Origin of the sequence: Microbacterium sp. NPDC089696, from assembly GCF_044749125.1 — a bacterium.
Classification (GTDB): Bacteria; Actinomycetota; Actinomycetes; order Actinomycetales; family Microbacteriaceae; genus Microbacterium.
The window spans coordinates 21,552-44,999 of the sequence record NZ_JBIVHF010000002.1 but is presented as its reverse complement, the minus strand read 5'-3'; the positions used below and the strand labels follow the sequence as shown (position 1 = coordinate 44,999).

Genomic DNA, 23,448 nt, shown 5'->3' with positions numbered 1-23,448 from the left:
TCGTGCTCAGCCGGCGGTCGCGGTGACCGAGATGCGGGCGACTTCCTGCAGGAGCTCGTCGGTCACGATGACGGTGTACGAGGCGCTCTGGGCGACGTCGAAGGTGACCGTGCCGTTGACCGACTCGCCCGCCGCGAGCTCCTCGCTGCCGAACTGACCGTCGGCGAAGAAGTCGTACGTCCCGTCGGTGCCCTCGGCCGTCTCGATGCCGAAGTAGATCGGGTTGACGTAACTGGTGCCGTCGACGCCCGTCCAGGTCACGTCGAGGATCACGAAGCCGCCGTTCGTCGCGGGGATGCTCGAGCCGTCGGACGTCGCCCACGTGGCGGAGTTCACGGTGACCTCGCCCGACCCGGAGAGCTGGGTGACCGTCACGGCCTCGCCCATCGTGCCCTCCACGGCCTCGGGGGAGCCGAGGCCGCCGTCGGTGCCGTCGTCCGTGCCGCTGTCGCTCTCACTCGACGGGGGAGCGGTCGGGTAGTCGCGCACCACTCCCGCGAGGGTGACGAACGTGAAGACGAAGATCATCACGACGCCGATGATCGTGCCGACCACCGACACGATGAGGCCCGTGATGCCCGGCCACTTCCTGCCCTTGAGGAACAGCGAGATCAGCGAGGTGATGAAGCCGGCCGCGAGGAGCACGAAGCCGAACACGTTCGCGATCGGGATGAACGCGAGGATCGTGCCGAGCGCGGCGAGACCGAGACCGACGAGTCCGAGCACCGAGAGGCGCGGCGGAGTGGAGGACACGGAGGCGTACCCTCCCTGGTATCCGCCGACCGGATAGCCCGGAGCGGCTGCCTGGTAGCCGCCGCCGGGGTAGGACGGTGTGGCACCGGGATAGGCCGGCGCCTGCGGCGCTGCTCCGGGATAGGTCGGCGCCTGCGCGGCTGCTCCCGGGTAGGTGGGCGCCGGGGTGCCGTACGGCGGCACGGCGGCGTCGAGGGGCGTCGTCGGGCCGGTGGCACCGGGCGCAGACCAGGTCGGCGCGGCCTCGGGCGGCGTGACCGGGTCGACCTCGGTCTCGGGGAGCGCGGTCTCGGGGAGCGCGGACTCGGCCGCCGAGCCTTCGCCGGCGCTCGCGGCGTTGGCATCCGGAGCCCCGGCGTCTTCCGCCGGAGTGTCGCTGGACGGCGCGGCGGACCAGGACGTCTCGACGGCGGCGGCCGAGGCGATCGTCGCCTCGGTCTCCTCGGCGGCGGGCGTCGCCTCGGCGGGAGCGGCGGGCTCGGCGGCCGGAGCGAAGTGCTCGGTCCACTGAGTGCCGTCCCACCATCGCTGCCGACCGGATCCGTCGTCGTACCAGCCTGCAGGCGTCGTCATGATGTCCCCTCGGAAGTCCTTCGTCCGCGCTGACCGCGCGGATCGACACCTCCATGTATAGCAGTGCCCTCCGACGCGGAGGAGGCCTGCGGGGTGTCGCTCGCGGGCAGACGAATCCGCGCGCTTAGGCTCGAACCGCCATGATTCGGTTCGAGAACGTCACGAAACGCTATCGCGGGACTTCCAGGCCCGCTCTGTCCGGCGTCGACTTCGAGGTGCAGCGCGGGGAGTTCGTCTTCCTCGTGGGTGCGTCGGGGTCGGGGAAGTCGTCATGCCTGCGACTCATCCTCCGCGAGGACGTGCCCACGACAGGTCGCATCGCCGTGCTCGGACGCGACCTGCGCTCGCTCGCGAACCGCAAGGTGCCGTACTTCCGTCGGCACATCGGCTCGGTGTTCCAGGACTTCCGGCTGCTGCCGTCGAAGACCGTCTACCAGAACGTGGCGTTCACGCTCCAGGTCACCGGTTCGTCGCGCGGCTTCATCCAGCAGGCCGTGCCCGAGGCGCTGGCCCTCGTCGGCCTCGACGGCAAGCAGAAGCGGATGCCGCACGAGCTGTCCGGCGGTGAGCAGCAGCGCGTCGCGATCGCTCGCGCGCTCGTCAACCGCCCGCAGGTGCTGCTGGCGGACGAGCCGACCGGAAACCTGGACCCCGCGACCTCCGTCGACATCATGCAGCTCCTCGCGCGCATCAACGCGGGTGGCACGACCGTGCTCATGGCCACGCACGAGGCGGCGTTCGTCGACCAGATGCAGCGGCGCGTGATCGAGCTCCGCGACGGCGAGATGGTGCGCGACGAGGTGCACGGCGGCTACGGCGACACGTCGAACATCCCGCGGCTCGTTCCCGAGGAGGTCCGCGGCGCCGCCGCCGCGGCCGCCCTCACCGCGGTCCAGGAGGTCCAGCGGCAGACCGCCGACCTCTCCGTCGTGCGCGCGGCGCTCGCGGAGGAGCTGCACGTGCAGCGCAAGGCTGCGGCATCCGCCCCCGACGCCGTGCCCACCGCATCCGAGACCCCGGAGGCGCAGGCAGCGCCCATCGAACCGCAGATCGACGAGCAGGCTGTCGAGACGGCCGCGGCCGTGGGGCCGCGCACGCACCCCATCGTGCTGCCGCAGGTCGACGTGGCGGAGCTGGGGGTGGCCGACCGGCTCGGCCTGTCGGACGACGGCGCCGAGGAGGTGGGCCCTACCTCATGAGAATCGGACTCATCCTCACGGAGGCCCTCGGCGGCCTCCGACGCAACATCTCGATGGTGATCTCCGTCGTGCTCGTGACCTTCGTGTCGCTGACCTTCGTCGGCGCCGCGATCCTCATGCAGTCCCAGATCGGCACCATGCGCGGGTACTGGACCGAGCGCGCCCAGGTCGCCGTGTACATGTGCTCGACGATCTCCGAATCGCAGACCTGCGTCGACGGCGGCGCCACCGAGGATCAGGTGGACGCCGTGCGGGCCCAGCTGGACGGGGAGGCGCTCGCTCCGCTCATCCGCGAGGTGACCTTCGACACCAAGGAGGACACGTACGCCAAGCTCGTCGCGCAGCTCGGGGAGGAGCAGGCGAGTGTGATCACGCCCGACCAGGCGTTCGAGGTCTTCTTCGTGACCATGAAGGACCCGGGGCAGTCGCAGGTGATCTCGGAGGCGTTCAACGGCGTCGCCGGCGTGGAGCAGGTGCAGGATCAGCTGCAGTACCTCGAGCCGCTGTTCTCGGCGCTCACGGTCGCGACGTACATCGCCGTCGGCATCGCGGTGCTGATGCTGATCGCCGCGATCCTGTTGATCGGCACGACGATCCGGTTGTCGGCGTACGCCCGGCGCAAGGAGATCGGCATCATGCGCCTCGTCGGAGCGTCGAACCGCTTCATCCAGACGCCGTTCGTGCTGGAGGGCGTGTTCGCCGCATTCCTGGGATCCGTCCTCGCGAGCGCCGCCGTCGTCGCGGGCGTGCACTTCGGCGTCAACGGCTACCTTCGAGGGCGCGTGCCGTTCATCACGACGTGGATCACGATGCAGGACGCGGCACTCGTCGTCCCCGTGCTGATCGGCATCGGCGTGGTGCTCGCCGCGCTGTCCGCCGGGTTCGCGATCCGCCGCTGGCTTCGCACCTGACCGCGTCCGCGGTATAGACTGACAGGCTGCCGTGCGCCCGCCATCGGGCTCCGCACGTCGTCACGGCACGGATCAGGAGAGAATCATGCCCAGGGAACGCGGGGAGAAGGTCATCGCGACCAATCGTCGCGCACGTCACGACTACAACATCGAGAAGTCGTACGAGGCGGGGATGGTGCTCACCGGCACCGAGGTGAAGTCGCTGCGTCAGGGACGCGCCAACCTCAGCGACGGCTACGCCTTCGTGAAGGGGAACGAGGTCTTCCTCGACGCCGTGCACATCCCGGAGTACTCGCAGGGGCACTGGACGAACCACTCGGCGAAGCGCATCCGCAAGCTGCTGCTGCACCGCGAGGAGATCGCGAAGCTCGCGCACGCCGTCTCGGCCGGGGGCTACACGCTGATCCCGCTCAGGCTCTACTTCTCGGACGGGCGCGCGAAGGTCGAGATCGCCCTCGCGAAGGGCAAGCGCGAGTACGACAAGCGCCAGACCCTGCGCGAGCGTCAGGACACGCGCGAGGCCGAACGGGCCATGCGGCTCCGCAACCGCGTCGGGGAGTGACCGCGCTCAGTCCGCGGGCGTGAAGCCGAACACGCGGCCGAGGAAGGCCAGTTCACGCTCGAGCGCGTCGACGATCGTCTCCGCCGCCCGGAAGCCGTGGCCCTCGTCGGGGTACAGCACGTACTCGTGATCGACGCCTCGTGCCTGCAGGGCGTCTCGGATCGCCTCGGACTGCTCGGGCGGCACGACGCGGTCGACGCCGCCCTGCATCAGCAGCACGGGCACGTCGATCCGGTCGGCGTGCGTGAGCGGGGAGCGGTCGACGTACAGCTGCTCGGCGTCCGGGAGCGGCCCCACGAGCCCCTCGATGTAGTGCGCCTCGAAGTCGTGGGAGTGCTCGACGAGCATCCGCAGGTCGGCCACGCCGTAGCGGCTGATCCCGGCGGCGAAGGTCCCGCCTCGCACGAGGGCGGACAGGACGGTCCAGCCGCCGGCTGACCCGCCGCGGATCGCGATGCGCGCGGGGTCCGCCAGTCCGGCGTCGGCCAGCCCCCGGGCGGCGGCGATCACGTCGTCCACGTCGGCGACGCCCCATCGGCCGTCGAGGCGTTCGCGGTAGGCGCGCCCGTATCCCGTCGAGCCGCCGTAGTTGACGTCGAGCACGCCGATGCCCCGGCTCGTATAGAACGCGATCGCCGCCGAAGACGCGCCCGTGACGTGGGCCGTCGGGCCGCCGTGCACGAGCACGACATACGGCGGGAGCTCGTTGTCGGGGGCCGCCTGCTCGGGGTTGCGCGGGTCATACGCGAAGGCGTGCACCGGCCCGTGCGGCCCGTCGACGAGCAGAGCGGATGCCGTGGGCATCCACGCCGGATCGGAGGGCGCCCCTCCCGCGATGCGCTCCACATCTCCGGAGTCGACGTCGACGGCCCAGACACCGGGGGCGGTCGTCGAGCTGCTGCCGGACAGGAGGACGCGGGAGCCGGAGGCATCGTCGACGCTCACGTGGCCGTCGGCGAGGAGGTCGAGAGGACGAGCGCTGCCGTCGCGGGAGACGACCACCACGTCGTCGCGGCCGTTCGTGCGGACCGCTACGACACGGCCGTCGTCGAGCGGCTGGAACCAGCGGTTGCCGAGCACCCAGAGCCCGTAGCCGGTGTCGGCATCCACCTCGGGCGTCGCGGTGCGTGGCGTGCCCGCTGCGCCGTCCCCGTCCAACCGGAGTCGGTGCAGCGCCCAGCGGCCGGAGGGATCGTCGGCGTACACGAGCTCGTCGTCGCCGAGCCACTCGGGCTGCAGGGCCGCGCGGGTCGGAACGACGATGCGACGGTCGCGGCCCGCGATCACGAGCGAGGCCTCCTGCCACGGCATCCGTGGCGCGTGCCACTCGACCCATGCGATCCGTGAGCCGTCCGGGGAGAGCGCCGGATGCGCGTAGAAGCCCTCGCTCTCGACGACCACCGTGAGCGCATGCCCATCGTCGGCGGCCGAGCCGTCGAGGGGGATCTCGACGATGCCGCGACGATGGGGGTCGACGGTGAGGTCCTCCCGCACGGCGAACAGGCGTCCGTGCTGCAGCCGCAGCCCGCCGTAGGCAGGACCGCCCGGGGTGAGAGGCACGGGATCGCCGCCGCGCGGCATCCTGCGCACGCGCTGATCCTTCCCGTCGACGAAGTACAGGGTGCCCTCGCGGTCGGCGGTCCAGGCGCCGCCGCCGTACTCGTGCACGCGTGAGCGCGCGCTCCAGGGAGCGGGGAGGACGAGGTCGCCCGTGGAGCTGCGCACCGCGACGCGACCGCCTTCGGCCGGAACGGACTCGCCCCACCACACCTCGTCGCCCACGAAGCGCGCGCCGTCGATGCGCGGCGATGCCGCGGCGATCGCCGCGGAGGAGAACGGGGAGGACCAGGAGCCGTACGGTGCGCTCATGCTTCGAGCCTAGGCGCGGACGCCCCCGGATACTCGGCGCGGGGGTCAGACGGCCCGGAGGACGGCGACGACCTTGCCGAGGATCACGGCCTCGTCGCCGAGGATCGGCTCGAATGCCGAGTTGCGGGGCAGCAGCCAGGTGTGTCCGTCACGGCGCCGCAGCACCTTGACCGTGGCCTCGCCGTCGAGCATCGCGGCGACGATCTCGCCGTTCTCGGCGGTGCCCTGGGAGCGGACGACGACCCAGTCGCCGTCGCAGATCGCGGCGTCGATCATCGACTCGCCGGAGACCTTGAGCATGAACAGGTCGCCCTTGCCCACGAGCTGGCGCGGCAGGGGGAAGATCTCCTCGACCTGCTGGTCGGCCGTGATCGGGACGCCCGCGGCGATGCGGCCGACCAGAGGGACGAGCGCGGCGTCGCCGACAGGGGTCGCCACGTCGGCGGGGTTCTCGGTGCCGGTGCCGGGGAGGTCGATCAGGACCTCCATCGCCCTGGTCTTGCCCGGGTCGCGACGAAGGTAGCCGCTGAGCTCGAGCTGGCCGAGCTGGTGCGTCACGCTCGACAGCGACTTGAGACCGACCGCGTCGCCGATCTCGCGCATGCTCGGCGGATAGCCGTAGCGGCTGATCGAGGTCTGGATGACCTCGAGGATGGCCATCTGCTTGGGGCTGAGGCTCTTCCGGCGGCGAGTGCGCGGCGCCTCGGACTCGGGGGCGGAGTTCTCGCTCATGGTGCTCCTCGGAGGTGCGGTTTCCGGCGTCCCGATTCGAATGTCGGAGGTCCGTGGTGGGGTGTTCGTATCGAAACCGTATCCGAGAAGCACGCCGATAGGGAATATCTGTTCGAGCGTGTCGCTTGATTCGGAGAGCGGATTTCGAAGAAGTCTTGACAGATGTTCGAATTCGAAGATACCTTCGGAACGTAGCTTCGCATTCCCGGCTCCCGGCCGAGTCGCGGATGCGAACGCTACGCCACCTTCACCGCCCCGCGGTCACCAGAGGAGCACGAGATGAGCACCATCACCTTCAGCAGCGCAGCAGTCGTCCCGGCACGTCCGGCGACTCGCCTCCGGCTGACGGCGCGTGGTCGTCGTGTCGTGCTCGCGATCGCGGCCGTTCCTCTCGCGGCGGGCATCGCGTTCGCGGCCCTGAGCGGCGGCAGCGCCATCGCCTCGAACGAGCACGTCGCGACGGCGTCCTTCGAGACGGTCACGGTGATGCCGGGCGACACGCTCTGGTCGATCGCCGAGGCGGTCGCTCCCGGCGCCGACCCGCGCGAGGTCATCGGCGACATCACGCGCCTCAACGCGCTGCAGGGCGGTGCTCTGCAGATCGGCCAGGAGATCGCGATCCCCGCGGGCTACACGGACTGAGGCGTGACCAGCGCCTCGATCGAGATCAGAGGCGCCGATCCGGATCACAGGGCGCTGACAGTCGGGTGGACACGGATCGTTCATGCAGCGTCACCGGATGACGAGCGGCGTCGAGCTCGCTCTACCATGGGAAGGGTGACTGCTTCGCTCGCCGACCTTCCGCTCCGTGACGATCTCCGAGGGCTCACTCCCTACGGTGCGCCTCAGGCCCCACTGCCCATCGCGCTGAACGTCAACGAGAACACGCATCCCGTGCCCGACGCCGTCGCGAGCGACATCCTCGACGACATCGCCGTGGCTCTGCGCGATGTGAACCGCTACCCGGACCGTGAGTTCACGACCCTGCGAGAAGGATTCGCCGAGTACCTCGGTCACGGCCTGGACCCCGCGCAGATCTGGGCGGGCAACGGGTCCAACGAGGTGCTGCAGCACATCCTGCAGGCGTTCGGAGGCCCGAGTCGCACGGCCTTCAGCTTCGCGCCCACGTACTCGATGTACCCGTTGATCGCGAAAGGCACCGGCGCGACCTGGGTCGCCGGAACGCGACAGCCCGACTACACGATCACCGCAGAAGAGGCGGCCGCGCAGGTCGCCGAGGTAGACCCCGACGTCATCCTGCTCTGCGCGCCCAACAACCCGACGGGAACGCCTCTCGGACTCGACGTGGTCGAGGCGGTCTACGAGGCGTCCCGCGGCATCGTCGTCGTCGACGAGGCGTATCAGGAGTTCGCGCCCCGTGACGCCGCCTCCGCACTGACCCTGCTCGACGGGCGCCCCCGTCTCGCGGTGTCGCGCACCATGAGCAAGGCGTTCGCGTTCGCCGGCGCCCGCGTCGGCTACCTCGCCGCAGACCCGGCGTTCATCGACGCGCTGCGTCTCGTGCGCCTGCCGTACCACCTGAGCGCGCTCACCCAGGCGGCGGCGATCGCCGCGCTGCGCAACGCCGACGTGATGCTCGGCATGGTCGAGGAGATCGTCGAACAGCGCGACCGCATCTCGGCCACGCTCGAGGCCCTCGGCTACATGCCGCACGAGTCGTGGTCGAACTTCGTCCTGTTCGGCGGCGTCTCGGATCCGCGGCGGGTCTGGCAGGAGCTGTACGACCGCGGCGTGCTGATCCGCGACGTGGGCCTGCCGGGACACCTCCGCGTGACCGCCGGCACCGAAGCCGAGACCACCGCGTTCCTGGACGCCCTCGCCTCGATAGGATCGGCATCATGAGCAGCACCGCCCAGACCCCGCGCACCGCGACCCGCGTGCGCTCCACGTCGGAGTCCACCGTCGAGCTCGAGCTGAACCTGGACGGCACCGGTGCGAGCCGTATCGACACGTCCGTGCCCTTCTTCGACCACATGCTCACGGCGTTCGCGAAGCACTCGTTGACCGATCTCACCGTCCGCGCGTCCGGTGACACCGACATCGACGCTCACCACACGGTCGAGGACATCTCCATCGTGCTCGGCCAGGCTATCCGCGAGGCACTCGGTGACAAGTCCGGGATCGCCCGCTACGGAGACGCCCTGGTGCCCTTGGACGAGGCGCTCGCGCAGGCCGTGGTCGACATCTCCGGTCGGCCCTACCTCGTGCACACGGGTGAGCCCGCGGGGTTCGAGCACCACCTGATCGGCGGTCACTTCACCGGGTCGCTCGTGCGGCACACGTTCGAGGCGCTCGCGTTCAACGCCGGTCTCACGGTGCACGTCCGCGTGCTGGATGGACGCGACCCGCATCACATCGCGGAGGCGGAGTACAAGGCTTTCGCCCGCGCATTCCGCCAGGCAAAGGCGCTCGACCCGCTCGTGGACGGCATCCCGTCGACCAAGGGTGCGCTGTGACCCGGACGCCCCGCGTCGCCGTTTTCGACTACGAGTCCGGCAACGTCCACTCCGCGGTCAAGGCGCTCGTCGCCGCAGGAGCGGATGCGGTGCTCACGCGCGACCGCGCCGAGGCGCTCGACGCCGACGGACTGCTCGTCCCCGGGGTGGGAGCCTTCCAGGCGGTGCGCGACGCCCTGCACGCTCATGGCGGCGACGAGATCATCGATCGCCGTCTGGCGGGCGGTCGTCCGGTGCTCGGCATCTGCGTCGGCATGCAGGTGCTCTTCGCGCACGGAGTCGAGCGCGGGCACGACACCGAAGGCCTGGGCGAGTGGCCGGGAGCGGTCACCGAGCTGAACGCCCCCGTGCTCCCGCACATGGGGTGGAACACGGTCGCGCCCGGCGCGGACTCGGTGCTGTTCCGCGGCATCGAGGAGGAGCGCTTCTATTTCGTGCACTCCTACGCCGCTCAGAAATGGGAGCTCGACGTGATCCCGCCGTTCCCGCAGCCGGTGCTGACCTGGGCGACGCACGGCGACCCGTTCCTCGCCGCCGTCGAGAACGGTCCGCTGTCTGCGACGCAGTTCCACCCCGAGAAGTCCGGCGAGGCCGGCATCCAGCTGCTCCGCAACTGGATCGGCAGCCTCGGCGACTGACCCCGAGTCCGGTTCCGGCGCTCAGAAACCGCGAGCGACCGCGGCGGCGGCCGACAGCCACGCCTCCTGCGTCGGAGAGGCGAGCGCGCGCAGCCGCAGGTGCCCGTCGACCATCTCCCGGTCATAGGGGATCCGCACGACTTCGCGGGCGAGCGGCTCGTATCCTGCCACGACCTCGGCGACCTCCACGGACGACGCCTTGGGATCGGCCTGGCTCACGACGACGACCGCCTGCCGGGCGAGGTGCGCTGACCGCTCGTCCCGGTCCTCCAGGGCTTCCAGGAGGAGGGCGCCCGCCTCGGCGTGGTCGTCGCGCGTCGTGGTCGCGACCACGAGCTGGTCCGCACGGTCGATCATCCGCAGCCACATCGGATCGGACTCGTCGTTGCCCGAGTCGATGATGATGAGTCGATAGAACTTCGCGGCGACGGCGTGGATCGCATCGACGTCGGCCGGGCTCAGACGATTCTCGTGTGCGAGGCGGATGGGCTTGGACCGCAGCACATCGTACTTCTCCTGCGGCTGGTGGTGCACGAAGTGCGCGAGGTCCGCGGACTGGCCCTGAGCGCCTAGCAGGCGCTGCGTCTGGGGGAGGAGCTCCAGCAGCGTCCGGTCGTGCGCGCCGGTCTCGGTCCGCCAGCCGAGCGTTCCCCGCGTCTGATTGTTGTCCCAGGCCAGCACGCCTGCTCCGCCGTACTGCGCGAACACCGCCGACAGCAGCACCGTCGCCGGGGTCTTCCCCGCGCCGCCCTTGCCGTTCACGACCGCGACCGTGCGGGGTCCCGGCCAGTGACGGCTGACGGCGTGCTCATCGTCGCGCGACGCGCGTTCGCTCGCGTTGGGGCCGAGGGAGAAGCCGATCCGGTTGAGGAATCCGCGTCCGCCGCGACGCGCGGGGTCCTCCCGCGGGTCCTGTTGGAGGAAGGAGCGCCGCTCGACGCCCGCTTCGCGCTGCTCCCGACGTGTGGCGACCGCGTGGTCGGGGCCCGGTCCGGCGGGTGTGGCCGGCGCATGGGGTGCGGCGGGCTGCGGAGGGACGGTCGGAGACGGCCCGGCCGGTGCGGATGCGGCCGGTGCGGATGCGGCCGGGGGTGCGGGTGAGAGGGGGACGCTCTGGACGAGCCCGGGCGCAGAGGGTGCCTGTGCAGAGGGTGCCTGTGCAGAGGGTGCCGGTGCGGGCGGCGTCGGCGTGGGCGCCGGAGCGGTCGGGGCGGCAGGGACCGTCGGAACACCGGGGATGGCGGCCGTGGTAGGCACCGTGGCCGGGGCGTCGGGGGATGCCGCCTGCCCGGGGTGCCCGAGCGGAGCGCTCTGCGCCGGAGGAACGGGGCGATGTGCGGCGGCGGCCGCCGCGGCGGCAGCACGTGTCGTGGGCGCGGCCGGTGCGCCCTCAGGAAGCGTGGGCACCACGGGGGCGGACGACGGCATCGGAGCCGGTGGCGTCGACGTCGGAGCGGAGGACGCCGGAGTCGTCGCTCCGCTGGTGGGCACGGGAGGCGCGGGGTTCACGGGTGCGGAGGGCTGTGCGGGCGGAGTAGGCGGTGCGGAGGGCTGTGCGGGCTGCGCGGGTCGGACGGCGTATCCGGGCATCGTGGGCCAGTCGTCGTCATCCTCGGGGCTCAGCGGCACGTGCTCCACGAGATCCGGCGTCTCGGGCGGGGTCGTGTTGCCCCGCCGCAGGGGGCCTCCGCCGTAGGCTTCGCCGTCGCGCGTCATGGACCTTCTCCTCGTCGACCGGATACACGTGTCATCGAGGCTACCGCGTGGCGTCCGTCCCGCGGCGTCACGCTCATTTGGAGCGGGCGGATGCGGCGGCTAGTGTCGATTCTCGTGCCGACGAATCGGCGCACCCGATCTCACCTGAGGACGTCATGAACGACTTCGCGCAGTCCCCCTCCCTCACTCTGCTCCCCGCGGTCGACGTCGCCGGCGGCAAGGCCGTCCGGCTGACGCAGGGTGAGGCCGGCACCGAGACCAACTACGGCGATCCTCTCGACGCGGCAGGGGAGTGGGCGTCGCAGGGCGCCCGGTGGATCCATCTCGTCGACCTCGACGCGGCGTTCGGGCGCGGCAGCAACGCCCCGATCCTGCGCAAGGTCATCAAGCAGTTCAAGAACGTGAACATCGAGCTGTCCGGCGGCATCCGCGACGATGCGACCCTCGAGGCGGCTCTCGAGAGCGGCGCGGCGCGCATCAACCTCGGCACCGCCGCGCTCGAGAACCCCGAGTGGGCCGCCGATGTGATCGGACGTTACGGCGAGGCGATCGCCGTCGGCCTCGATGTGCGCGGGACCACGCTCGCGGCCCGCGGGTGGACCAAGGAGGGCGGCGACCTCTGGGAGGTCCTCGAGCGTCTCGAGGACGCCGGCTGCAGCCGCTACGTCGTGACGGACGTCACGAAGGACGGCACGTTGAAGGGACCGAACCTCGAGCTCCTGCGCGAGATCACGTCCCGCACGCCCAAGCCCGTCGTGGCGTCGGGCGGCATCTCCAACCTCGACGACATCGCGGCGCTCCGCGACCTCGTTCCGCTCGGCGTCGAGGGTGCGATCGTCGGCAAGGCCCTCTATGCGGGGGCGTTCACGCTGGCTGAGGCACTGGATGTCGCCGGAGACTGACGCGCACTCGTGCGGCCCCGAGTCGCATGACCACTCCGCGCACTCCGGCGGCGACTCCGCGGGAGTCCCGTGGGAAGGGCGCAGTTTCGAGTCGAATCCGCACGCCGCGGATGACGGCTCCGCCGATCCGGCGCTCCTCGCGGCGCTGCTGCGCTTCCGCGCCGGTGAGGGGTCGCAGGTCGAGGTCGTCGACGCCTTCCGGTCCGCGCGCGTCCTGATCCCCCTGATCGCCGAGAAGGGCGAGGAGGGCGTGGCGCCGAACGGGCTCGCGGTCGACAAGACCCAGGAGCTGTCGATCGTCACGGTCGCGGCTCCGGACGGGCGTCGTGTGCAGCCGGTGTTCTCGTCGGTCGAGACGATGCGGCGCTGGGACCCCCTGGCGAGGCCCATCCCGGTCGAGGCCGTGCGTGTCGCGCTGTCGGCCTCCGCGGAGGACACCGACCTGATCGTGCTCGACCCCACGTCCGAGACCGAGTTCGTCATCCGCCGTCCCGCGGTGTGGGCGATCGCCCAGGCGCAGTCGTGGGAGCCGAGCTTCCTGTCGCCCGAGGTCGTCCGTGCGCTGCAGGAGAGCGTCGCGCACGAGCTCGCGGTGATCGACGTCGCGGTGGCGTCCGGCGACCCCGACGCGCGGCTGCGCGGACCCGAGCTGATCGTGATCCTCGAGCTCGTCGACGGACTCGAGCGCGAAGTGCTCGACGCCGTGCTCGCGCGCCTCGCGCAGCGCTGGGCCGCCGACGACCGGATCGCCGTGCTCGCCGACTCTCTCACCGTGAAGCTCCGCCGCTCCGCCTGATCACGCGACCACGTGCAGGACCGATGTGCGTCTGCCGGATGATTCGGCGGAGAACTCCCGGGCACGCGTGCCCGGGCCCTGCAGGTGAGCGTCGGCGTGGGGCCGCGCTAGGCTCGCGGCATGAGACGCATGGGCGCGGTGGGGGTGCTCGTCGCCATGGCTGCACTGCTCGCCGGCTGCGCGTTCCCGCCGGGCGCATGCACCGCCATCGGGTGGAGCAACGGGATCACGATCGACTCCTCGGCCTACGACGGCGACGTGTTCCTGCAGGTGTGCACGGACGCAGGGTGCTCAGCGGCGCCAGGAGCCGAGCCGACCCCGAGCTCCGACGCCTCGGTGCCGCAGCAGGGTGAGCCCGGATCCTTCGGCTTCGGATTCGACGCGCCGGAGGAGATCACGGTTCGCGTCTACGACGTCGCCGGCTTCCTGCTGTCCGAGACGGAGGAGACGATCGAGTGGACGCACTCGACTGATCCGTGCGGCGGGCCGTCGACGTCGCGACCGGTGGTGTTGCGAGGCTGAGGCGTGTCGCCTCGCTGTGCGCGTCCGACGACCACGGACCGTCAGTTGACGGGGCCGGTCCACTTCTCGCCCGGGCCCTTGCCGATCGGGTCGGGGATGGTCGACGTCTCGCGGAAGGCGAGCTGCAGCGACCGGAGGCCGTCGCGGAGCGACCGGGCGTGCATGTCGCTGATCTCCGGGGCGCCGGCGGTGATGAGTCCCGCGAGGGCGTTGATGAGCTTGCGCGCCTCGTCGAGATCGATCTGCGCCTGCGCCTGCGGGTCGTCGGCGAGGCCGAGCTTGACGGCGGCGGCGCTCATGAGGTGCACCGCGGCCGTGGTGATGACCTCGACGGCGGGGACGTCCGCGATGTCGCGGGTGGCCGACGATGCGGCCTCCTCCTGCCGAGCCCAGCGCTCCTCGCGCTCGTGTGCGGTCTCGTCCGGTGCCTGGTTCGTCACGTGCCTTGCCTTCTGTTAGACTGTGTCGGGCTCCGGAGCGTCATGCTCCGGCACGAAAGAGGATTCACTTCCCACCCGCGCTTGCCGTTCCAGGCTACCGGGTCTTGCACTCCACCGGATCGCGTCGTCAGACGGATCCGGCAGACAGGGTGCGGAGCCGGCATCTGACTGCCGGCGGGTGGGGGACGATTCCGAATTCGCCCGAGATGCAGACAGCATCCCGGTGGCCGAATCCCATCGTCTAAGGAGTTCCGCATCAGCGATCCCCGCACCAATGAGCGCATCCGCGTCCCCGAGGTCCGCCTCGTCGGCCCCGCGGGTGAGCAGATCGGCGTCGTCCGCATCGAGGCGGCGCTGCGCCTTGCGCAGGAAGCCGACCTCGATCTCGTCGAGGTGGCCCCCAACTCGAAGCCTCCCGTGGTCAAGATCATGGACTACGGGAAGTTCAAGTACGAGGCCAACCAGAAGGAGAAGGAAGCTCGCCGCAACCAGGCGAACACCGTCCTCAAGGAGGTGCGCTTCCGTCTGAAGATCGAGGCGCACGACTACACGACGAAGCTCAAGCGTGCCGAGGGCTTCCTGAAGGCCGGCGACAAGGTCAAGGCCATGATCCTGTTCCGCGGTCGCGAGCAGTCGCGTCCCGAGCAGGGCGTGCGTCTGCTCCGCAAGTTCGCGGAGGATGTCGCCGAGCTCGGCACCGTCGAGTCGAACCCGACCATCGACGGTCGCAACATGGTCATGATCGTGGCTCCGCTCAAGAGCAAGTCCGAGGCCAAGCAGGAGCAGAACGCGGTCCGCGACGCCAAGAAGCAGGCTGCGCGCGACGCCAAGCACGAGTCGGATGCCCCGGCCGCAGCCGCGGCGGAGTGACGACCGCCCCTCATACTCCCGCACCGCGGGTTGACACCGTCGCCTGAGAAGGCGCATTACGAAGGAAGAGAAGATGCCGAAGCAGAAGACCCACTCGGGTGCTAAGAAGCGCTTCAAGATCACCGGCAGCGGCAAGCTGAAGAAGCAGCAGGCCGGGATGCGCCACAACCTCGAGCACAAGTCGAGCCGTCGCACCCGTCGTCTGAACCAGGACCAGGTGCTCTCGAAGGCCGACTTCAAGGTCGCCAAGAAGCTTCTCGGCCGCTGACGCGCCCGAACGCACGAATAGGAACACAGGAAAATGGCAAGAGTCAAGCGGGCAGTAAACGCCCACAAGAAGCGCCGCGTCATCCTCGAGCGCGCATCCGGCTACCGCGGGCAGCGTTCGCGCCTCTACCGCAAGGCCAAGGAGCAGGTCATCCACTCCCTGGTCTACTCGTACCGGGACCGCCGCAAGCGCAAGGGTGACTTCCGTCGCCTCTGGATCCAGCGCATCAACGCCGCTGCACGCCAGAACGGCATCACGTACAACCGCTTCATCCAGGGCCTCGGCCTCGCGGGTGTCACGGTCGACCGTCGCATGCTCGCCGACCTCGCGGTCAACGACGCGGCCACGTTCACGACGCTCGTCGAGACGGCCAAGAAGGCCCTGCCTTCCGACGTCAACGCGCCGAAGTCGGCTGCGTAAGCAGCACGTCACCACAGAGGACGCTCTCCTTCGGGAGGGCGTCCTCTGTCGTTCTCCTGCTGTTATCCGCGGCACAGGGTCTCTCGTTCCCTAGACTGGGACCGTGCTGGAGAACCCCCGGTCCCCCCGAGTCCGTGCCGTCGCGAAGCTGACCAAGCGCAGCGCGCGCAGCGAGACGGGCCTGTACCTGCTCGAAGGCCCTCAGGCCGTGCGCGAGGCGCTCACCTACAGTCCTGAGGCGATCGTCGAGCTGTTCGCCACGCCCGGGGGCTGGGACAAGCATCCCGACATCCGGGCGAAGGCGACGGACGCGGGCGTCGACGTCGAGCACGTCACCGAGTACGTCCTCAACGCCATGGCCGACACCGTCACGCCTCAGGGGCTGGTCGCCGTGGTGCGCCAGACCCCCACCGCGGTGAAGGACGTCTTCGACGCCGCGCCGCGCCTCGTCGCGATCTGCGAGGAGATCCGCGATCCGGGCAACCTCGGAACGATCATCCGCGCGGCCGACGCCGCCGGGGCCGACGCCGTCGTGCTCACCGGCAACACCGTCGATCCGTACAACCCGAAGGTCGTCCGGGCCACGACCGGCTCCCTGTTCCACCTCCCGGTGTCGGTCGGCGCCGACCTCGCCGACGTGGTGGAGCGCGCGCACGCCGCGGGGCTCCGCGTCCTCGCCGCCGATGTGAAGGGCGACGACCTGCTCGAGGCCCGCGCCGAGGGGATGCTCGCAGAACCCACCGCATGGCTGTTCGGCAACGAGGCCCGCGGCCTCGAAGACGAGGCGTTGGAGCGTGCCGACACCGTGCTGAAGCTGCCGATCTTCGGCCGGGCCGAGTCGCTCAACCTCGCGACGGCCGCGAGCGTGTGCCTGTACGAGAGCGCCTTCGCGCAGCGCGCCGCGGCACTGGCCTGAGGCTCCCGCGGTCCGAGGTCGCATCGCTCGGCTGATAATCTGTCCCCCTGCCCGAGCGGAGAAGGGGACCGGGGTCGATGCGGATTCTGATCGTGGAGGACGACGAGCGCGTCGCCGCCGCCCTCGACGCCTTCCTCGCGCGCTCCGGCTACGCGACCGCCCGCGCCGCCGACGGCGTCACCGCGCTCGCCATGCTCGGCGCCGACACCGAGGTCGTGCTGCTGGACCTCGGCCTCCCCGATGTCGACGGCATCGACCTGTGCCGGCGGATCCGCGGGCGCTCCGAGGTCCCGATCGTGATCGTCACGGCGCGCAACCAGGTCACCGAGCGCATCAAGGGCCTGCGCGCCGGCGCCGACGACTTCGTGGTCAAGCCCTACGACGTCCATGAACTGCTCGCCCGGATCGAGGCCGTGACGCGGCGGTCGCGTCCTGTGCGCCCGGAGACCGAGGCGATCGTGCAGGTCGACGACGGAGCCGTCCAGATCGATCTCGTGGCGCGGCAGGTCGTCGTCGACCGCTCGCCCATCGAGCTCACGCGCAAGGAGTTCGACATCGTCGCGGTGCTCGCCCGCTATCCGGGTGTCGCCGTGCCCAAGGAGCGACTCATCCGCGAGGTCTGGAACACCGACTGGCGGGGCTTCGGACACTCCCTCGAGGTGCATGTCGGGGCGATCCGCAAGAAGGCCGGACAGCGCCGCATCATCGAGACCGTGCGCGGCGTCGGCTACCGGCTGGCGGGGTGAGCCGCGGATGCGCAGGCGCCTCGTCGTCGTCTTCCTCGTGCCCCTGATCGCGATCCTGCTCTCGCTCGGCGGTGCGACGACCTGGAGCGCGACGCGCAGCATCCAGCAGGCGTTCTACACCGAGCAGCTCGGCGATCTCGCGTACTTCGTCACCAGCGCGCGGCAGGCGCTGCGCTCGGGGAGCGCCGCGGTGATCGACGCCGAGGTGCAGCGGTTCCATGAGGTCTACGGCATCGACGTCGTGGTGTTCGACCTGTCGGGCGGCACGTGGGCGGCCGGCGACGCCGAGGGGGACGTGCTCACCGACGACGAGGCCGCGCGGGTGGGGCTCGCGCTGTCCGGACGCCGCGCCGAAGCCCCGGAGCCCGTGTTCCCGTGGAGCGTCGCCGACTCCTCGCTGGTGGAGCCGGTGTTCGACGACGGCGACGTCATCGGCGCGGTCATGGTGTCCGAGGACACGTCCGCGCCCCGGGCCGAGATCATCCAGCAGATCGTGGTGCTGTCGATCGTCGCCCTCCTGTCGGTGGGAGTCGGCATCCTGCTCGTGCGCCAGCTCGCGCGCTGGGTGCTCGCCCCCGTGCGCCGACTCGACGAGGCCATGGTGGCGATCGAGCGCGGCGAGATGGACGCGCGCGTCGCGGAGGACACCGGGCCCCCGGAGCTGCGGCGGATGACCAGGGTCTTCAACGGGATGGCCGACGAGATCGAACGGGTGATGACGAGGCAGCAGGAGTTCGCCCTGAACGCCTCGCACGAGCTCCGCAACCCGCTCAACGCCCTGCTGCTGCGCGTCGAGCACCTGGCGACGGGACTCGACGAGGACTGGCGCGACGACGTGGAGGAGACGCGCGAGGAGGGACGACGGATGACGCGCATCCTCGAGACGCTGCTCGGTCTCGCACGCGGCGGCCGCCTCGACACGACGATCTCGGCCGTCGACCTCGCCACCCTCGCCGGTCGTCGGGTCGACGCCTGGCGCGACGTGGCCGCGCAGCGCGGGATCCTCATGCGCACCACCGCGCGCGACGCGGTCCTGAGCGTGACCGACCGCACGATCGTCGAGAGCGCGCTCGACGCGGTGATCGACAACGCCGTGAAGTACTCGCCGCCGGGCTCGGTCGTCGAGGTCTCGGCGCGGCGTGACGGCGAGGTGTGTCGGCTCTCGGTGCGCGACAACGGACCGGGTCTCACGGTCGAGCAGGCGGCGTACGCGACCGACCGGTTCTGGCGCAGCGACGACGACGGCGGGACGCCGGGCTCCGGACTGGGGCTCGCGATCGCGACCGATCTGCTCGCCACGGTCGACGCGGCGCTCGTCGTCGACGCCCCCGGCGACGGCGGACTGCTCGTCACGCTCGTGCTCCCGGCGGGGACGACCGCATGACCCGCGGTATCCGGCGTCCGACGGCGCGCAGAGTCCTCGCGGCGACGCTCGTGCTCGTCGCCGTCGCCTTCGCGACCGGGTGCGGCGCGCGCTCCGGCGAGTGGGAGGCGGGGCCGGTCGCGATCGCCGGGGGAGGTGCCGACGGCGTGTACTTCGCCTACGGCACGCGCCTCGCGGAGGAGCTCTCGACCCGGTACGACCTCGAGGTGGACGCGGAGCAGACCGCGGGGTCGGTCGACAATCTCCTGCGGGTGACGTCGGGGGAGGCGCTTCTCGGCTTCGCGCAGGGCGACGCCGCCGCGGACGCCGTCGCAGGGGTCGGAGCCTTCGCGGAGCCGCTGCCCGTGCAGGCCGTCGCGCGACTCTACGACGAGTACCTGCACGTCGTGGTGCGGGAGGACTCGGACATCGACGAGCTCGCCGACCTCGCCGGACGCGCGGTGTCGCTCGGCGCGGAGAACTCCGGGGTCAATGTGATCGCCTCGCGCGTGCTCGACGCCGCCGACGTGGACGTCGCGTCGATCGACGATCCGCAGCTCGCGCTCGCCGACTCCATCCAGGCGCTCCAGGACTCGAGGATCGACGGCTTCTTCTGGGTCGGCGGCATCCCGACGCCGGGCATCGCCGACCTCGCGCGCAGCACCCCGGTGCGACTCCTGCCGATCGAGCAGGGATGGGTCGCCGACGTCAACGAGCGCTACTCGCACGCCTACCGACAGGCGGACCTGCCGGTGGGTCTCTACGGGATCGAGGAGTCCGAGCCGACCCTCGCCGTCCCGAACTACCTCGTCACCGCGGCCGACACCCCCGACGGCGTGGTGCGGGACGTGCTCGTGGGACTCTTCGACGCGCGCACGTCGATCGCGCACGATGTGCCGGTCGCCTCGTTCCTCGACCGGACGCAGGCCATCTTCACGGGACCGGTCCCGCTGCACCCCGGAGCCGTCGAGTACTTCCGCGGTCAACGCGACTGAGGCGCCGGCCGCCATCTCAAGAAACGCTCAAGAAGTTCTCCTGAGGAGGGGGCACTCTGACAATCTGGGGTCGATCGCGCACGATTCGACGGAGAATTCAGATGCCAGTACGCCCTCGCCCTTCCTGTAGGCGCGGGCTTCGGCATCCCTTCGGATCGGCCCGCGATCGCATCCGATCGGAGGCTTGCCGCTCCGTTCCCCGTGGGGGAGGAACGCAGCGGCAGGGACGCCCCCACGGTCTGCGGGGGCGGACCGTGGGGCACTCCGGTGCTCGGGCGGAGACGGCTCGATCACGGGATTACGAACGTGTAAATCTCGACGAACCCGCCTGGAGCCGCGCCATCGACGTGGCTAGTTTGGAGAAATGATGACCTCTGATAAGCCGCTCGTCGTCGTCGACAACGTGCAGAAGCACTACGGCGACTTCCAGGCGCTCACCGATATCAACCTCACGGTCAACGCCGGTGAGGTCGTGGTCGTGATCGGCCCCTCGGGCTCGGGCAAGTCGACGCTCTGCCGCACGATCAACCGCCTCGAGACCATCACGAGCGGATCGATCAGCATCGACGGCAAGGCGCTCCCCGCCGAGGGCAAGGGCCTCGCGACCCTCCGCGCCGAGGTCGGCATGGTGTTCCAGTCGTTCAACCTGTTCGCGCACCTCACGATCCTCGAGAACGTGACGCTCGGCCCCATCAAGGTCCGCGGCCTCAAGAAGGCGGACGCCGAGAAGGAGGCTATGGCACTCCTCGAGCGCGTCGGCGTCGCGAAGCAGGCCTCGAAGCTCCCGGCGCAGCTCTCCGGCGGTCAGCAGCAGCGCGTCGCGATCGCCCGTGCGCTCGCGATGCACCCGAAGGTCATGCTCTTCGACGAGCCGACCAGCGCGCTCGACCCCGAGATGATCAACGAGGTCCTCGACGTCATGGTCGAGCTCGCGCAGGAGGGCATGACGATGATCGTCGTCACGCACGAGATGGGCTTCGCCCGCAAGGCCGCCGACCGGGTCGTCTTCATGGCCGACGGCCAGATCGTCGAAGAGGCGAAGCCCGAGGAGTTCTTCACGAACCCGAAGAGCGACCGGGCCAAGGACTTCCTCTCGAAGCTCCTGACCCACTGACCCGCGCACCACGCGGACCCGCACACTTCACAGACCCTGCACACACAGCACACGAAGGAGACGCACATGCGACGCACACGGACACTGGCAGGCCTCGGGATCGCGGCCGCGGCACTGCTCGCCCTGACCGCCTGCAACAGCGGCAGCCCCTCGAACCCCGGCGGAGGCACCGGCGGCGATGAGGGCGGAGAGGACTCGACCTGGTTCGAGGTCGCGACGGACGTCGACCTCGAGGGCAGCCCCACGTTCGACGCCATCAAGGAGCGCGACAAGGTCGTCGTCGGCGTCAAGGAGGACCAGCCCGGTCTCGGATACCTCGACGTGACGACCAACGAGCGCACCGGCTTCGACGTCGACATCGCCCGCTGGATCGCCGCCTCGCTCGGCTACGACGAGGACAAGATCGAGTTCAAGCCGATCGCCTCGGCGAACCGCGAGCAGGCGATCACGAACGGCGACATCGACTACTACGTCGGCACCTACTCGATCACGGACAAGCGCAAGGAGCAGATCGCCTTCGCCGGTCCGTACTTCATCACCGGCCAGGGTCTGCTCGTCGCCGCCGACAACGAGGACATCAAGAGCGAGGCCGACCTCGGCCCCGACACGACGGTGTGCTCGGCGACCGGCTCCACGCCGATCCAGAACATCCGCACCAACTACCCCGACGTCCCGACCAAGGAGTTCGACCTGTACTCCGCCTGCGTCGAGGCGCTGCTCTCGGGCGAGGTCCAGGCCGTCACGACCGACCAGGCGATCCTGATCGGCTACGCGGCGCAGGACCCCGACAACCTCAAGGTCGTCGGCGAGCCGTTCACCGAGGAGCGCTACGGCGTGGGCCTCGCGAAGGACGACGCCGCGCTGCAGGAGTTCATCAACACGATGTTCACCGACGGTGGAGACATCTGGCAGGCGATCTTCGACAAGAACCTCGGTTCTTCCGGCATCGAGGTCACTCAGCCGGCCGTCGACTGATCGACTGAACGACTCGAGGGGGCGGTCCGCTGCGGCCGCCCCCTCCTCAGAACTCAGAAGGGGAGGACGGCGTGGACGTCATCTTCGGAAACACCGACCTGTGGGGAAGGGCGCTGGGCAACACCCTGCTGATCTTCTTCGGCGGCGGTGTCCTCGCACTCGTCCTCGGGATCATCGTGGGCGCCATGCGCGTCTCGCCGGTCCCGATCGCGCGCGGCGTCGGCACGGTGTACGTGAACCTCATCCGGAACACCCCGCTCACGCTCGTCTTCTTCTTCTTCGTCTTCGGCTACCCGCAGCTCGGTCTGCCGAAGCTCAGCACGACCATCCTCGGCATCCTCGCGATCGGCATCTACACCGCGACCTATGTCGCCGAGGTGCTCCGCGCCGGCATCAACACGGTGCCGGTCGGGCAGGCCGAGGCGGCTCGCGCGATCGGGCTCCCGTTCGGCCAGGTGATGGGCCTCGTGGTGCTGCCGCAGGCGTTCCGCTCGGTCGTCCCGCCCATGATGAGCGTGTTCATCGCCCTGCTCAAGAACACGACGGTCGCCGCCGGCTTCTCGGTGCTCGAACTGGGAGCGATCCGTTCCTACCTCAGCGAGCGGGGCGAGAACGCGCTCGTCGTCCTCCTCTGGGTGGCCGCGATCTTCGTCGCCCTCGTCCTGCTGCTCAGCTGGCTCCAGCGGTATCTCGAGAACAAGTGGAGGATCGCGCGATGACTTCCGTCCTGTACGACGTCCCCGGTCCCAAGGCGATCCTGCGGAACCGCCTCCTCGGCGTGGCGACCGTCGTCGTCATCCTCGCCCTGCTCGGCTTCATCCTCTGGCGCTTCGCGGTCAGCGGGCAGTTCGACGCCTCCCGCTGGTACGTCTTCACGTTCAGCGCCGTGTGGACGCAGATCTTCGGCGCCCTCGGCCGCACGCTCGCGGCGTTCGCCCTCGCCGGCGTCCTCAGCCTGGTGGTCGGCTTCGTCCTCGCGATCGGACGTCTGTCGGATCACGCGTGGATCCGCATCCCCGTCACCGTCATCACCGAGGTCTTCCGCGCGGTGCCCGTGCTCGTCCTCATGATGCTGCTGTACTACGGTCTGCCCACGGTGGGCGTGAAGATGGAGCCGTACTGGGCCGTGGTGCTCGCGCTCATGGTCTACAACGGGTCCGTGCTCGCCGAGGTGCTCCGCGCCGGCGTCGAGTCGCTCCCTCGCGGACAGAAGGAGGCCGGCTACGCGATCGGCCTGCGCAAGAGCGGCGTCATGCGCCTCATCCTCCTGCCGCAGGCGATCCGCGCGATGCTGCCCGTGATCGTCGCGCAGCTCGTCGTGACGCTCAAGGACACCGCTCTCGGGTTCATCATCACGTACCCCGAGCTTCTGTACTTCGCGAAGCAGCTGACCTCGCAGCAGGGACGACCCGTGCTGCAGTCGGCGTTCGTGATCGGCGGCATCTACATCATCATGTGCCTGATCCTGTCGGGCGTCGCCCGCTGGCTCGAGATCCGCACGCGACGCTCGCCCAAGCTCCGGGGAGGCGCAGGCGCGCCCGGCGGACCGGCGGGCGGACGCGACCCCCGTCAGCACCAGGACGGCACCAACACCGAGCTCATCGCGCTCCAAGGCGGGGACAGTGGGCTCGACGGTTCGGTGGGGCGCTGACGACGACTCGGCGTCTGAGCGCGTCACCGTGCGCCGGTAG

26 protein-coding genes are annotated in these 23,448 nt (G+C 70.2%); 21 read left to right on the top strand and 5 right to left on the bottom strand.

Annotated elements, in window-relative coordinates:
- Positions 1–6 precede the first annotated feature (6 nt).
- Positions 7–1,326: a DUF2510 domain-containing protein gene (locus ACIPY8_RS10520; RefSeq protein WP_400817804.1), complete on the bottom strand. Its 1,320-nt coding sequence runs from the start codon at positions 1,324–1,326 to the stop codon at positions 7–9.
- Between the two features lie 140 nt (positions 1,327–1,466).
- Between ACIPY8_RS10520 and ftsE the strand changes: the two genes are divergently transcribed.
- The 3 genes from ftsE (at position 1,467) to smpB (ending at position 3,998) form a co-directional block, all read left to right on the top strand.
- Positions 1,467–2,525, top strand: a complete 1,059-nt coding sequence (gene ftsE, locus ACIPY8_RS10515; protein ID WP_400817802.1) for a cell division ATP-binding protein FtsE — start codon at positions 1,467–1,469, stop codon at positions 2,523–2,525.
- Positions 2,522–3,436: a permease-like cell division protein FtsX gene (ftsX, locus tag ACIPY8_RS10510; RefSeq protein WP_400817800.1), complete on the top strand. Its 915-nt coding sequence runs from the start codon at positions 2,522–2,524 to the stop codon at positions 3,434–3,436. The genes ftsE and ftsX overlap by 4 nt, the downstream gene beginning before the upstream one ends.
- A gap of 85 nt (positions 3,437–3,521) precedes the next feature.
- Positions 3,522–3,998 carry an SsrA-binding protein SmpB gene (smpB, locus tag ACIPY8_RS10505; RefSeq protein WP_400817798.1) on the top strand — a complete coding sequence of 159 codons (477 nt, stop codon included), beginning with the start codon at positions 3,522–3,524 and terminating at the stop codon, positions 3,996–3,998.
- Between the two features lie 6 nt (positions 3,999–4,004).
- Here smpB and ACIPY8_RS10500 read toward each other — a convergent pair whose 3' ends face one another.
- Together ACIPY8_RS10500 and lexA are read right to left on the bottom strand one after the other, a co-directional pair.
- Complete coding sequence (locus tag ACIPY8_RS10500) at positions 4,005–5,867, bottom strand: prolyl oligopeptidase family serine peptidase (protein ID WP_400817796.1); 1,863 nt, start codon at positions 5,865–5,867, stop codon at positions 4,005–4,007.
- 45 nt (positions 5,868–5,912) lie between these two features.
- Entirely contained in the window at positions 5,913–6,599 is a 687-nt protein-coding gene (gene lexA / locus ACIPY8_RS10495) for a transcriptional repressor LexA (protein ID WP_400817794.1), read from the bottom strand.
- A 279-nt stretch (positions 6,600–6,878) separates the two neighbouring features.
- On the opposite strand from lexA, the gene ACIPY8_RS10490 reads away from it, so the two are divergent.
- From ACIPY8_RS10490 to hisH, 4 genes are all read left to right on the top strand, one after another.
- The gene (locus ACIPY8_RS10490) at positions 6,879–7,241 is read left to right on the top strand and encodes a LysM peptidoglycan-binding domain-containing protein (protein ID WP_400817792.1); all 363 of its coding nucleotides are present in this window, start codon (positions 6,879–6,881) and stop codon (positions 7,239–7,241) included.
- A 126-nt stretch (positions 7,242–7,367) separates the two neighbouring features.
- A complete protein-coding gene (locus tag ACIPY8_RS10485; protein ID WP_400817790.1) occupies positions 7,368–8,462 on the top strand; it encodes a histidinol-phosphate transaminase in 1,095 nt (364 codons plus the stop codon).
- Positions 8,459–9,076 carry an imidazoleglycerol-phosphate dehydratase HisB gene (hisB, locus tag ACIPY8_RS10480; protein WP_400817789.1) on the top strand — a complete coding sequence of 206 codons (618 nt, stop codon included), beginning with the start codon at positions 8,459–8,461 and terminating at the stop codon, positions 9,074–9,076. Before ACIPY8_RS10485 ends, hisB begins: the two co-directional genes overlap by 4 nt.
- Positions 9,073–9,714 carry an imidazole glycerol phosphate synthase subunit HisH gene (gene hisH, locus ACIPY8_RS10475; protein WP_400817788.1) on the top strand — a complete coding sequence of 214 codons (642 nt, stop codon included), beginning with the start codon at positions 9,073–9,075 and terminating at the stop codon, positions 9,712–9,714. The genes hisB and hisH overlap by 4 nt, the downstream gene beginning before the upstream one ends.
- A gap of 21 nt (positions 9,715–9,735) precedes the next feature.
- On the opposite strand, the gene ACIPY8_RS10470 is transcribed toward hisH, so the two are convergent.
- On the bottom strand, positions 9,736–11,430 hold the full coding sequence (locus ACIPY8_RS10470) for an AAA family ATPase (RefSeq protein WP_400817786.1): 1,695 nt from the start codon (positions 11,428–11,430) through the stop codon (positions 9,736–9,738).
- Between the two features lie 155 nt (positions 11,431–11,585).
- On the opposite strand from ACIPY8_RS10470, the gene priA reads away from it, so the two are divergent.
- The 3 genes from priA (at position 11,586) to ACIPY8_RS10455 (ending at position 13,650) form a co-directional block, all read left to right on the top strand.
- Positions 11,586–12,332, top strand: coding sequence for a bifunctional 1-(5-phosphoribosyl)-5-((5-phosphoribosylamino)methylideneamino)imidazole-4-carboxamide isomerase/phosphoribosylanthranilate isomerase PriA (priA, locus tag ACIPY8_RS10465; RefSeq protein ID WP_400817784.1), 747 nt, complete (start codon positions 11,586–11,588; stop codon positions 12,330–12,332).
- Positions 12,316–13,128 (top strand): SseB family protein, encoded by an 813-nt coding sequence (locus ACIPY8_RS10460; RefSeq protein ID WP_400817782.1) that lies wholly within the window; start codon positions 12,316–12,318, stop codon positions 13,126–13,128. Before priA ends, ACIPY8_RS10460 begins: the two co-directional genes overlap by 17 nt.
- 120 nt (positions 13,129–13,248) lie before the next feature.
- Positions 13,249–13,650: a hypothetical protein gene (locus tag ACIPY8_RS10455; RefSeq protein WP_400817781.1), complete on the top strand. Its 402-nt coding sequence runs from the start codon at positions 13,249–13,251 to the stop codon at positions 13,648–13,650.
- Between the two features lie 41 nt (positions 13,651–13,691).
- Here the strand turns inward: ACIPY8_RS10455 and ACIPY8_RS10450 are convergent, their stop codons facing one another.
- Complete coding sequence (locus ACIPY8_RS10450; RefSeq protein WP_400817779.1) at positions 13,692–14,090, bottom strand: DUF1844 domain-containing protein; 399 nt, start codon at positions 14,088–14,090, stop codon at positions 13,692–13,694.
- 231 nt (positions 14,091–14,321) lie between these two features.
- Between ACIPY8_RS10450 and infC the strand changes: the two genes are divergently transcribed.
- From infC to ACIPY8_RS10395, 11 genes are all read left to right on the top strand, one after another.
- Positions 14,322–14,960 (top strand): translation initiation factor IF-3, encoded by a 639-nt coding sequence (gene infC / locus ACIPY8_RS10445; protein ID WP_400820314.1) that lies wholly within the window; start codon positions 14,322–14,324, stop codon positions 14,958–14,960.
- Between the two features lie 73 nt (positions 14,961–15,033).
- Entirely contained in the window at positions 15,034–15,228 is a 195-nt protein-coding gene (gene rpmI, locus ACIPY8_RS10440) for a 50S ribosomal protein L35 (protein ID WP_060927878.1), read from the top strand.
- A 33-nt stretch (positions 15,229–15,261) separates the two neighbouring features.
- Positions 15,262–15,648 (top strand): 50S ribosomal protein L20, encoded by a 387-nt coding sequence (rplT, locus tag ACIPY8_RS10435; protein ID WP_045252681.1) that lies wholly within the window; start codon positions 15,262–15,264, stop codon positions 15,646–15,648.
- 103 nt (positions 15,649–15,751) lie between these two features.
- A complete protein-coding gene (locus tag ACIPY8_RS10430) occupies positions 15,752–16,564 on the top strand; it encodes a TrmH family RNA methyltransferase (protein ID WP_400817776.1) in 813 nt (270 codons plus the stop codon).
- A 77-nt stretch (positions 16,565–16,641) separates the two neighbouring features.
- Positions 16,642–17,310, top strand: coding sequence for a response regulator transcription factor (locus tag ACIPY8_RS10425; protein WP_400817774.1), 669 nt, complete (start codon positions 16,642–16,644; stop codon positions 17,308–17,310).
- A 7-nt stretch (positions 17,311–17,317) separates the two neighbouring features.
- Positions 17,318–18,694 (top strand): ATP-binding protein, encoded by a 1,377-nt coding sequence (locus ACIPY8_RS10420; RefSeq protein ID WP_400817772.1) that lies wholly within the window; start codon positions 17,318–17,320, stop codon positions 18,692–18,694.
- Positions 18,691–19,668, top strand: a complete 978-nt coding sequence (locus ACIPY8_RS10415) for a TAXI family TRAP transporter solute-binding subunit (RefSeq protein ID WP_400817770.1) — start codon at positions 18,691–18,693, stop codon at positions 19,666–19,668. The genes ACIPY8_RS10420 and ACIPY8_RS10415 overlap by 4 nt, the downstream gene beginning before the upstream one ends.
- A 364-nt stretch (positions 19,669–20,032) precedes the next feature.
- Positions 20,033–20,782: an amino acid ABC transporter ATP-binding protein gene (locus ACIPY8_RS10410; protein ID WP_400817768.1), complete on the top strand. Its 750-nt coding sequence runs from the start codon at positions 20,033–20,035 to the stop codon at positions 20,780–20,782.
- A gap of 66 nt (positions 20,783–20,848) precedes the next feature.
- Positions 20,849–21,757: a glutamate ABC transporter substrate-binding protein gene (locus ACIPY8_RS10405; RefSeq protein ID WP_400817766.1), complete on the top strand. Its 909-nt coding sequence runs from the start codon at positions 20,849–20,851 to the stop codon at positions 21,755–21,757.
- A gap of 71 nt (positions 21,758–21,828) precedes the next feature.
- On the top strand, positions 21,829–22,476 hold the full coding sequence (locus ACIPY8_RS10400) for an amino acid ABC transporter permease (RefSeq protein WP_400817764.1): 648 nt from the start codon (positions 21,829–21,831) through the stop codon (positions 22,474–22,476).
- The gene (locus ACIPY8_RS10395; RefSeq protein WP_400817762.1) at positions 22,473–23,408 is read left to right on the top strand and encodes an amino acid ABC transporter permease; all 936 of its coding nucleotides are present in this window, start codon (positions 22,473–22,475) and stop codon (positions 23,406–23,408) included. Before ACIPY8_RS10400 ends, ACIPY8_RS10395 begins: the two co-directional genes overlap by 4 nt.
- Positions 23,409–23,448 lie beyond the last annotated feature (40 nt).